At 73.2% G+C, this 10,731-nt stretch carries 10 protein-coding genes and 1 pseudogene; 1 reads left to right on the top strand and 10 read right to left on the bottom strand.

Annotation, left to right across the window (positions count from 1 at the left end; genetic code table 11):
• Positions 1–76: 76 nt before the first annotated feature.
• The 3 genes from ACFU99_RS18735 to bldG form a co-directional block, all read right to left on the bottom strand.
• Entirely contained in the window at positions 77–2,470 is a 2,394-nt protein-coding gene (locus tag ACFU99_RS18735; protein WP_384393064.1) for a sodium-translocating pyrophosphatase, read from the bottom strand.
• Positions 2,471–3,105: 635 nt separating this feature from the next.
• Entirely contained in the window at positions 3,106–3,576 is a 471-nt protein-coding gene (locus ACFU99_RS18730) for an ATP-binding protein (RefSeq protein WP_384393061.1), read from the bottom strand.
• Positions 3,577–3,689: 113 nt separating this feature from the next.
• Positions 3,690–4,031, bottom strand: coding sequence for an anti-sigma factor antagonist BldG (gene bldG / locus ACFU99_RS18725; protein WP_098752640.1), 342 nt, complete (start codon positions 4,029–4,031; stop codon positions 3,690–3,692).
• A gap of 54 nt (positions 4,032–4,085) precedes the next feature.
• On the opposite strand from bldG, the gene ACFU99_RS18720 reads away from it, so the two are divergent.
• Positions 4,086–6,536 carry a DEAD/DEAH box helicase gene (locus ACFU99_RS18720; RefSeq protein ID WP_384393058.1) on the top strand — a complete coding sequence of 817 codons (2,451 nt, stop codon included), beginning with the start codon at positions 4,086–4,088 and terminating at the stop codon, positions 6,534–6,536.
• On the opposite strand, the gene ACFU99_RS18715 is transcribed toward ACFU99_RS18720, so the two are convergent.
• The 7 genes and pseudogenes from ACFU99_RS18715 to ACFU99_RS18685 all read right to left on the bottom strand — a co-directional run.
• A complete protein-coding gene (locus tag ACFU99_RS18715; RefSeq protein WP_384393055.1) occupies positions 6,493–6,912 on the bottom strand; it encodes an Rv3654c family TadE-like protein in 420 nt (139 codons plus the stop codon). The genes ACFU99_RS18720 and ACFU99_RS18715 overlap by 44 nt on opposite strands.
• 7 nt (positions 6,913–6,919) lie before the next feature.
• The gene (locus tag ACFU99_RS18710; RefSeq protein ID WP_384393052.1) at positions 6,920–7,270 is read right to left on the bottom strand and encodes a TadE family type IV pilus minor pilin; all 351 of its coding nucleotides are present in this window, start codon (positions 7,268–7,270) and stop codon (positions 6,920–6,922) included.
• A complete protein-coding gene (locus ACFU99_RS18705; RefSeq protein ID WP_384393070.1) occupies positions 7,257–7,454 on the bottom strand; it encodes a DUF4244 domain-containing protein in 198 nt (65 codons plus the stop codon). Before ACFU99_RS18705 ends, ACFU99_RS18710 begins: the two co-directional genes overlap by 14 nt.
• A 98-nt stretch (positions 7,455–7,552) precedes the next feature.
• On the bottom strand, positions 7,553–8,290 hold the full coding sequence (locus ACFU99_RS18700) for a type II secretion system F family protein (protein ID WP_384393067.1): 738 nt from the start codon (positions 8,288–8,290) through the stop codon (positions 7,553–7,555).
• A 50-nt stretch (positions 8,291–8,340) separates the two neighbouring features.
• The gene (locus ACFU99_RS18695) at positions 8,341–9,243 is read right to left on the bottom strand and encodes a type II secretion system F family protein (RefSeq protein WP_384393049.1); all 903 of its coding nucleotides are present in this window, start codon (positions 9,241–9,243) and stop codon (positions 8,341–8,343) included.
• A complete protein-coding gene (locus tag ACFU99_RS18690) occupies positions 9,240–10,397 on the bottom strand; it encodes a TadA family conjugal transfer-associated ATPase (RefSeq protein ID WP_384393046.1) in 1,158 nt (385 codons plus the stop codon). The genes ACFU99_RS18695 and ACFU99_RS18690 overlap by 4 nt, the downstream gene beginning before the upstream one ends.
• Positions 10,394–10,731 (bottom strand): annotated as a pseudogene (locus tag ACFU99_RS18685) (septum formation initiator); the annotation flags it as partial. The pseudogene ACFU99_RS18685 and the gene ACFU99_RS18690, both read right to left, overlap by 4 nt.

Genomic DNA, 10,731 nt, shown 5'->3' with positions numbered 1-10,731 from the left:
CCGAAAAAACGCGGACGGGCGGACGGTGCGCCCGCGCGCACCACCCGCCCGTCCCCTCCGCGAGGAGAGTCCGCCCTCAGGACACCACCGCGGGATCGGCGGTGTTCGCCACCCGTTCGGCGCCGTCCTCCTCCTCGCCCACGGTGATGCTGCGCCGCTTGGACACGTACACCGCGGCGACGATCACCACGATGGCCAGCCCCGCGACGCCGGCCCGCAGACCCGCGTTGGCGTTGTCGCCGTAGCTGAACTTCACCACCGCCGGCGCGATCAGCAGCGCCACCAGGTTCATGACCTTCAGCAGCGGGTTGATCGCCGGTCCGGCCGTGTCCTTGAACGGGTCGCCGACCGTGTCGCCGATCACCGTCGCCGCGTGCGCCTCGCTGCCCTTGCCGCCGTGGTGCCCGTCCTCGACCAGCTTCTTGGCGTTGTCCCACGCGCCGCCGGAGTTGGCGAGGAAGACCGCCATCAGCGTGCCGGTGCCGATCGCGCCCGCGAGATACGAGCCGAGCGCGCCGACGCCGAGCGAGAAGCCGACCGCGATCGGGGCCATGACGGCGAGCAGACCGGGCGTGGCGAGCTCGCGCAGCGCGTCCTTGGTGCAGATGTCGACGACACGCCCGTACTCCGGCTTCTCGCTGTAGTCCATGATTCCGGGGTGCTCGCGGAACTGCCGCCGCACCTCGTAGACCACCGCGCCCGCCGACCGCGACACCGCGTTGATCGCCAGCCCCGAGAACAGGAAGACGACCGCGGCCCCGAGCACCAGCCCGACCAGGTTGTTGGGCTGCGAGATGTCCAGGCTCAGGCCCATCTCGCCGGCCTTCGCGTGCACCTCGCCGACCGCCGTGGCGATCGCGTCGCGGTACGAGCCGAAGAGCGCGGACGCCGCCAGCACCGCCGTGGCGATGGCGATGCCCTTGGTGATCGCCTTGGTGGTGTTGCCCACCGCGTCGAGGTCGGTCAGCACCTGCGCGCCCGCGCCCTCGACGTCGCCGGACATCTCGGCGATGCCCTGCGCGTTGTCGGCGACCGGGCCGAAGGTGTCCATCGCGACGATGACGCCGACGGTGGTCAGCAGGCCCGTACCGGCGAGCGCGACCGCGAACAGCGCCAGCATGATCGAGGCGCCGCCCAGCAGGAACGCCCCGTACACGCTGAGGCCGATCAGCAGCGCCGTGTAGACCGCGGACTCCAGGCCGAGCGAAATCCCGGACAGCACGACGGTGGCGGGGCCGGTCAGCGAGGTCTTGCCGATGTCCCGCACGGGACGCCGGCTGGTCTCGGTGAAGTACCCCGTGAGCTGCTGGATGAGGGCCGCGAGCACGATGCCGATGGCGACGGCGACCAGCGCCAGGATGCGCGGGTTGCCCTCATGGGTGCGGATCGCGGCATCGGAGATGCCCTTGAGGTCCGCGTAGGTGGACGGCAGGTAGGCGAACACCGCGACCGCCACCAGCACCAGGGAGACGACGGCCGAGATGAAGAAGCCGCGGTTGATCGCCGTCATGCCGCTGCGGTCGGCGCGGCGCGGCGCCACCGCGAAGATCCCGATCATCGCGGTGAGCACACCGATCGCGGGGACCAGCAGCGGGAAGGCCAGGCCGGAGTCGCCGAAGGCGACCTTGCCGAGGATGAGGGCGGCCACGAGGGTCACGGCGTAGGACTCGAAGAGGTCCGCCGCCATGCCCGCGCAGTCGCCGACGTTGTCGCCCACGTTGTCCGCGATGGTCGCGGCGTTGCGGGGGTCGTCCTCCGGGATGCCCTGTTCGACCTTGCCGACGAGGTCCGCGCCCACGTCGGCGGCCTTGGTGAAGATGCCGCCGCCGACGCGCATGAACATCGCCAGCAGCGCCGCGCCGAAGCCGAAGCCCTCCAGGACCTTGGGCGCGTCGGCCGCGTAGACGAGCACGACGCAGGACGCGCCGAGCAGGCCCAGCCCCACGGTGAACATGCCGACGACGCCGCCCGTGCGGAAAGCGATCTTCGTGGCCTTGTGCGCGACCTCGGTGAGGTCCTTCGCCGGTCCGCCCTCGGCGGGCGTCGCCTCACGGGCGGCCGCCGCGACCCGCACATTGCTGCGCACCGCGAGCCACATGCCGATATAACCGGTGGCCGCCGAGAAGAGCGCGCCGATCAAGAAAAAGACCGAGCGGCCGATGCGCTGTGACCAGTTGTCCGCCGGCAACAGCATGAGCAGGAAGAACACGGCCACGGCGAAAATGCCGAGGGTGCGCAACTGCCGGGCCAGATAGGCATTGGCGCCTTCCTGTACGGCCGCGGCGATCTTCTTCATGCTGTCCGTGCCCTGACCGGCGGCGAGCACTTGGCGCACCAGCACCACCGCGAGCGCCAGCGCCGCGATCGCGACCACCGCGATCACCATCACCAGCATGCGGTTGTCGTCGGTCAGCTCCGCGGCCAGTTGGGTGGTGAAGCCGAGCTGATGAGGGGTGATAGGCCCCGCCATTCGTCCTCCTTGACGTTTGGCACATGGGCGCGCAGCCGTTCTGCGACCGTAGGGAACGACCGCGGAACAGCCGCCACGCTCAGGCGTCCTGAGCTCAAGATGTGGACGGATTGTAGGGAGCCCGGCGAGATCAAAACAGAGCGCCGTGGAGAGAATTAGCCTGCACCAGGGAAGATCAAAAGGAGTACGCCGACAAATTCGCCCGGACGAAGGAGAGCACGGAATTCACTGACGCACCGAAAATGATCTATAAAAGGATCTCAGAATCCTATGAACGCCCCAGTTCAGAGGGGATGATCGGATTCCGGGCGAGAGGGCGCGCACAACTGCCGGACGGCTGCGGCCGCTCCTGCGATCCGGCCGCGGGAAGGGGACGACTTCCGGACACACACCGCTGTCGGGCACGTACAACTACCGGACGCGCCGCGCTGCCGGACAGGTACGCCCACCGGACACACGCGCCCGCCCGACGGGGTCAGCGGCCCTCGCCCGGCGTACGGCCGACACTCCGGCGCGCTACGGGCACACGGGCGCGTGGGAGGGCGCGGCACAGCCGCTGAAGCGCTGAGGGCGTACGACGCCAACGCGCACAAGCCGGGCGTACGCCGCCCCCACGAGAGGGCGTGGCGTGGCCGCTACGGAAGTACAGACGCCGGGGTCGTCGGCCAGGTCATGCGGATGAGGCCGCCGTTCTCGTCCGACGTCACCTCGACGTCGTCGACGAGACCGCTGATCACGGCGAGACCCATCTCGTCGTCGGCCTCGGCGCCGGTCTCCTCCGGCACCGCGGCGGGAGTGGGCGCACCGGCTTCGGCGCTCTCCCCGCGGGCACCCGGCACCAGACCGGCGGAGGCACGGGGCGCGTCGTCGCCGACCTCGATGGAGAACTTCTTCTCGTCCTCGATGAGCACGACCCGGACCGGGCTGGCCACCCCATAGGTGAGATGCAGCCCGACCGCGCGCGTGCACGCCTCGCCGACCGCGAGGCGCACCTCGTCCAGCACGGCCTCGTCGACCCCGGCCCGGCGCGCCACCGCGGCCGCCACGAGGCGGGCGGTACGGACGTGCTCGGGCAGGGCACTGAAGAGCAGTTCGACGGTGGCCATGCCATCCCCCTCGGTCGTACGTGCCCTCTTCCCGACTTCCGGAAGAGGGCGAACTCGCAGGGGGACCGGGCCTCAGCCCGGAACCCCGGCGCGGCGGTCTTCCTCCGGCAACCTCAGTCGGTCGCCGACACCGCGTCATCCACCGAGGTGTGAATCGGGAACACCTTGGTCAGACCGGTGATACGGAAGATCTTCAGAATGCGCTCCTGATTGCACACCAGGCGCAGCGAACCCTCATGGGCGCGCACTCGTTTCAAGCCACCGACCAGCACGCCGAGCCCGGTGGAGTCGAGGAAGTCGACGCCCTCCATGTCCACGACCAAGTGGTAACTACCGTCGTTGACAAGCTCGACCAGCTGCTCACGCAGCTTGGGCGCGGTGTATACATCAATCTCGCCACCGACCTCGACGACCGTTCGGTCGCCGACGGTCCGGGTCGACAGGGACAGGTCCACGGATCCTCCAGCACCTTGCATCGAGCGGTCGCCCCCCATGGATCGGCAGCCGCGATGGCATTCAATCACTTACCGGCAGGCGAGCACGACGCCTTGACGCCATTGTCCGTCATGCCGGTGACACACTCGGTGTCGATGGCCGCCGACCAACTCCCGCCGCGCGCGGGCGCACGCCCCTCTCCCCGCAGGGTCCTGGACCGACTCGCCGCCGGGGCGGGCCGTGCTGCACGCATCACTCATACGGAGCACTTGCCCCCGCGCGCGGGCCGTCATGCCCCCTGGCCTTCGCAGATCCGGCCGGAAGTGATCGATGCCATTCGGGCCGCAGGCATCGACCGCCCCTGGGCCCACCAGGCGCGCACGGCCGAGCACGCGCTGCGCGGCGAATCCGTCGTGGTGGCCACCGGCACCGCCTCCGGCAAGTCCCTCGCCTACCTCGCACCGGTCCTCAGCGCGCTCCTCGACGGGTCCGAGGCGCCCAACGGGCGAGGCGCGACCGCCCTGTACCTCTCGCCCACCAAAGCGCTGGCGCACGACCAGCGGCGCGCCGTCCGCGAACTCGCCGCCCCCCTCGGCAACCGCATCCGCCCCGCCGTCTACGACGGCGACACCCCGGTCGAGGAGCGCGAGTGGGTCCGCCAGTACGCGAACTACGCGCTCACCAACCCGGACATGCTGCACCGGTCCGTACTCCCCGCCCACCCCCGCTGGGCCTCCTTCCTGCGCGCCCTGCGCTATGTCGTCATCGACGAGTGCCACACCTACCGGGGCGTGTTCGGCTCCCACGTCGCCCAGGTCCTGCGCCGGCTGCGTCGCCTGTGCGCCCGCTACGGTTCACATCCTGTCTTCCTCCTCGCCTCCGCCACCTCCGCCGACCCGGCCCGCGCGGCGACCCGCCTGACCGGGCTGACAGTGGCGGAAATCACCGAGGACACCTCCCCCCGCGGCGAACTGGTCTTCGCCCTGTGGGAGCCGCCGCTCACCGAACTCCACGGCGAGCGGGGCGCCCCCGTCCGCCGCACCGCCACCGCCGAGACCGCGGACCTGCTCACCGGCCTCGCCGTCCAGGGCGTCCGCACCGTCGCCTTCGTACGGTCCCGGCGCGGCGCCGAACTCATCGCCGTCATCGCCCAGGAACGGCTCGCGGAGATCGACCGCTCCCTCCCGCGTCGCGTCGCCGCCTACCGCGGCGGCTACCTCCCCGAAGAACGCCGAGCCCTGGAGCGCGCCCTGCACACCGGCGACCTCCTCGGCCTCGCCGCCACCACGGCCCTGGAACTCGGCGTGGACGTCGCCGGCCTGGACGCCGTCCTCCTCACTGGCTACCCCGGCACCCGCGCCTCCCTGTGGCAGCAGGCCGGCCGCGCCGGGCGTACGGGCCAAGGAGCGCTCGCCGTCCTCGTCGCCCGCGACGACCCGCTGGACACCTACCTCGTCCACCACCCCGAGGCGCTCTTCCAGCAGCCCGTCGAGTCGACCGTCCTGGACCCGGACAACCCCTACGTACTCGCCCCCCATCTCTGCGCGGCCGCCGCCGAACTCCCCCTCACCGAAACCGACCTGGACCTCTTCGGCCCCGCCACAGCCGACCTCCTCCCCCAGCTCGAAGCCCGCAAGCTGCTCCGGCGCCGCGCCACCGCCTGGCACTGGACCCGCCGCGAGCGCGCCGCCGACCTCACCGACATCCGCGGCGAGGGCGGCAGCCCCGTCCAGGTCGTCGAGTCCGGCACCGGACGGCTCCTGGGCACGGTGGACGCCTCCGCCGCCCACACCGCCGTCCACGACGGCGCCGTCCACCTCCACCAGGGCCGTACGTACCTGGTGAAGCATCTGGACCTGGACGACTCGGTCGCCCTCGTCGAGGAGGCCGCCCCGCCCTACTCCACGACCGCCCGCGACACCACGGCGATCTCCATCCTGGAGACCACCACCGAGATCCCCTGGGGGGACGCCCGGCTCTGCTTCGGCTCGGTCGAGGTCACCAACCAGGTCGTCTCCTTCCTCCGCCGCAGACTCATCACCGGCGAGGTCCTCGGCGAGACCAAACTGGACCTGCCGCCCCGCACCCTGCGCACCCGCGCCGTGTGGTGGACGGTCACCGAGGACCAGCTCGACGACGCCCGCGTCCACCCCGACGCCCTGGGCGGCGCCCTGCACGCCGCCGAACACGCCTCCATCGGCATCCTCCCGCTCTTCGCCACCTGCGACCGCTGGGACATCGGCGGCGTCTCCGTCCCCCTCCACCCGGACACCCTGCTGCCGACGGTGTTCGTCTACGACGGCCACCCCGGCGGCGCGGGCTTCGCGGAACGCGCCTTCCACACCGCCGCCCGCTGGCTGACCGCCACCCGCGAGGCCATCGCCGCCTGCGAGTGCGACGCCGGCTGCCCGTCCTGCATCCAGTCCCCCAAGTGCGGCAACGGCAACGACCCTCTGGACAAGAAAGCCGCCATCCGCCTCCTCACGACCCTCCTGAAGGCCGCTCCGCCCCAGGCGGCGGGCTAGTCCTCGACAGGCCCTGGCCGTCCGCCCGGCGGGCGGACCCGCCCCCTGCCGCCGAGCCGCCGCCCGCCGTCGCAGGCCCCGCGCGAGCCCGTACCCGCGGCGCGTACGGCCCCGCCCGGGCCTCGGTCACCACGTCCGACACCTCCCCTCGCACCACGCACCGCACCACCCCGGCGCCCTGCGCCCCGGCCACCCGCCGGGCGAGAGAACAGGCCACCGCCTCGCCCTCCAGGGCGTGATCCGCCGCGGCCAGGGCCGCCAGGTCGGCCGCCCCGCCGGCCCGGTGGCGGGCCAGCGCCGCCTGTCCCATGAGCAGCACGGCCGCGAACACCGCGCACAGCGCCGTGACGGTGACCGTCACCCACACCGTCGCCATCCCCTCCTCACCCCACCGTCTCCTCCGCAAGGGCCACCGCCTCCCCGCTCAACCGCAGCGCCAGGGGACCGGGTCCCGTCGCGTGGGTCTCCACCCGTACGCGCACCAGGTCGCCCTCCCGGCCCAGCACGATCCGTGCGCCGCGCGGGGCCGCGGAGCGGGCGGCGGACTCCGCTGCGGCGGTCGGTTCCGACCGGGCCACCGCCCGCGCTCCGGCCCGCGCCGCGTCCACGCACTGGATCTGCGCGGAGACGGCCATCAGCCCCCAGACCAGCGCCACCCCGAAGAACGTCAGCGCCGGCAGCACCACGGCGGCCTCCGCCGTCACATACCCCCCGTCCGAATCAGAACTGCGCATGGAGCGCCTTCTCGATCAGCGACTGAAGCGCCGCGCTGACAGCCCCGCTCGTCACCACCTTGTAAAGGACGGCGGCGAAGCCGCACGCCGCCAATGTCCCCATCGCGTACTCCGCGGTCGTCATCCCGGCCTCGGCCCTGTCCCTCGCCGCCGCGCGGCGCCGCGCACACCACCGCATGACCATCACAGCCGTACCCCCTCGCTCATCCCGCTCGTCCTGCTTGTCCCGCTCGTCATCAGTCATTGCGAACCGCCCCCTCAACCCTTCAGTCCGTCAGAACCTCAACCACCGCTCGAAAGCCCGGCGGCCAGCCCGATCACCACCGGCACCACGCCGACCATCAGGAACGCGGGCAGGAAGCACAGCCCCAGCGGGGCCGTCGCCAGCACCCCCGCGCGCCGGGCCCGTATGCCCGCAGCCCTGCCGTGCGCCGCCCGCAACTCGCCCGCGAGCCGGGCCATGGGGCGCACCCCCGGCACGCCCGTCGCCTGGGCCCGTTCCAGGGCGCGCGCCATGCCATACGCGCCGGGCAACGCACCCACGCGCCCCCAGGCGACGGAGGGTTCACCACCGAGCCGCACCTCTGCGGCGGCCTGCACCAACCGGTCGCCGACCGGGCCGCCGAGGGAGGAGCCGACCGCTTCAGCGGCCGTCCCAGGCCCCGCTCCGGCGGCCAGGCAAGCCGCCAAGAGGTCAGCCGCCAAAGGGAGTTGCCGTTCCACCTCCGCTGCGCACGGGACCTCCTCGCCGTCGCGGGGTCGTCGCTGCCAGCGCCGGGCGCCGTAGGCCGCGGCGAGTCCCGCCGCACAGCCGACCACTCCGCCGAGGAGAATGAACGCGGCAAGCCCAGCACCGACCACCGGCAGGTGACCCGAGATCCGCGCCTTCAGCACGGACCGCCCCCGCAGCCGGTTCCACACTCCAGCCGCCCTGTTCTCCGCGAACCCCAGCGCCGCCGCCCTGCGCCGCGCCGCCCGCCGTCGCCCGACCTCCATCGCCGCGACCGCCCCGCACGTCATCACAGCCAACAGCGCGACACTTATCCCCAACCTGTGGATAATTTCGCCGTTCACGCCCGCGCCTCCCCACCGGTCCCCTGTGCCTGCCGTACGATCCGGGCGGTCCACAGCAGCCCGGCGCACTCCAGGAGTCCGCCGACGGCGAGCGCGCCCAGTCCGGCCGGGGTGTGCAGCAGCACCCGCAGCGGCGAAGCGCCGAGCGCGCTGCCCATCAACAGCCCGAACGCGGGAAGCAGCGCCAGCATCACGGCCGTCGATCGCGTGCCCGCCAACTGCGCGTACAGCTCCTCCCGTTGGTCCCGCTCAGCCCTGAGGGCCCCGGCCACCCGGTCGAGTCCGTCCGCGAGCCCGGCCCCGCCGTCGACGGCGACCCGCCAGCACGCGGCCACCCCGTTCAGCCCCTCGGCCCCCGGCTGCCGTCCCACCGTGCGCAGCGCCCCCGGCACGTCCCCGCCGAACCGGGCTGCCGCCGCCACCTCCGGCCATGACGGCCCCAGGTCCGGCGGCGCGAGCCCCGCCAGCACCTCTCCGGGCTGCCGGCCCGCCCGCAGCTCGCCGGCAAGGGCCGCACAGATCTCGATCACCGCGGCCTCCCGCCGCTCCCGTTCCCGGCCCAGCCGCCGGGACCGCAGCCATCGCCGTACGAGCGGCATGGCCACCGCCGCGGCCAGCAAAGGCAGCAGTGAGGCGCCCAGCAGCGCCAGTACGCACCCGATCGGCATACAGATCACCTCACGCCTCGTCCGCCACAGGTCCCGCAGCCGGTTGAGCCACTCCTCCGCCCACGGCGGCACAGCCCCCGCGACCGACGCGACGTCCCCGCCGCCCGCGAGCAGCAGCCGGGCCCGGCGCATCCCTTCGTCGCGCCCCGCCGACCACCAGAGGACCGCCCCCGCACAGAGCGCCGCCGCGCACACCGGCAGCGCCTCCGGCGCCGTCCCGGGCCCCGTCATGACACGCCCCCGCCCCGCTCGCACAGCGCTGCGAGCCGGTCCCAGCCCCGGCCCCGCCGGAACCCGTCCGGTCCCCACAGAGCCGCCGGCACGGTCGTGACGAACCCCGCCGCGTCACGGTCGAGAACATGCACCTCGGCGATCCGCCGCCGCCCCGCGCCGTTCCGCACGAGATGGATCACCACGGACAGCGCCGCCGCCAACTGGCTGTGCAGCGCGGCCCGGTCGAGCCCGGCGGACGAGCCCAACGCCTCCAGCCGCGCCGGAACGTCGCCCGCGGCGTTCGCATGGACCGTCCCGCACCCGCCCTCGTGCCCCGTGTTGAGCGCCGCCAGCAGGTCGGTGACCTCGGGACCGCGGACCTCCCCGACCACGAGCCGGTCCGGGCGCATCCGCAGCGCCTGCCGCACCAGGTCCCGGAGGGTGACCTGACCCATGCCCTCCTGATTCGCGGGCCGCGTCTCCAGCCGCACCACATGGGGGTGGTCCGGCCTCAACTCGGCGGAGTCCTCGGCCAGTACGATCCGTTCGTCCGGCCCGACCAGGCCCAGCAACGAGCTCAGCAGCGTGGTCTTCCCCGAGCCCGTACCGCCGCTGATGACGTAGGAGAGGCGGGCCGCCAGGATCGAGCGGAGCAGCCGCTCACCGCCCGGCGGCACCGTGCCCGCGGCGACCAGTTCCGACAGTGTGAAGGCCCTCGGCCGCACCACGCGCAGCGACAGACACGCGCAGCCCACGACGACCGGCGGAAGCACCGCGTGCAGCCGGGTGCCGTCGGGCAGCCGGGCGTCCACCCAGGGGCGGGCGTCGTCCAGCCTGCGTCCGGCGACGGCGGCGAGGCGCTGGGCGAGCCTGCGCACCGCCGCGGCGTCGGCGAAGGCCACATCCGCACGCTCCAGCCCCGACCCGCGGTCCACCCACACTTCGTCCGGCGCGGTGACCAGGACATCGGTGACCTCCGGCTGGGCCAGGAGCGGTTCCAGCGGCCCTGTCCCCACCAGTTCGGACCGCAACCGCGCGACGACCTGGAGCACTTCGGCGTCCCCGAGGAGCCGCCCCTCCTGCCGCAGGGCCGCGGCGACCCGCGCGGGCGTCGGCTCCGCACCGCTCTCCGCGAGCCGGAGCCGCACCGCGTCCAGCAGCTCGGCGCTCATGCGGCCACGCCCCAGCCGCCGGCGAGGGCCTGCGCCCAGAACTCCCCGCAGAACAGCGCCAACGGCCCCCGCTCGCTGCTGCCGGGCGGCGCGCCGGCCGTCAGCGCGTCCGCCAGGCCGGGCTCCGACGGCAGCTCACCGGCCAGCGGCAGATCCAGCAGCCGGGCGATCTCCTCGTCGTCCAGCCCCGGCCCGCACGGGGTGCGCACCACCGCTCGCAGGTCGTCCAGCACCATGCCCGCCATCGACGCGACGCGGTGCGCCGCCGTGACGGCGCGCAGCTCGCCCGGCACCACCAGCAGCCCCACGTCCACCTGCCGGAGCGCTTCCATGG

The organism is Streptomyces sp. NPDC057654, assembly GCF_042800135.1.
Taxonomy (GTDB): Bacteria; Actinomycetota; Actinomycetes; order Streptomycetales; family Streptomycetaceae; genus Streptomyces.
The sequence above is the reverse complement of the archived record's forward strand: the minus strand, read 5'-3'. Positions and strand labels throughout refer to the sequence as shown.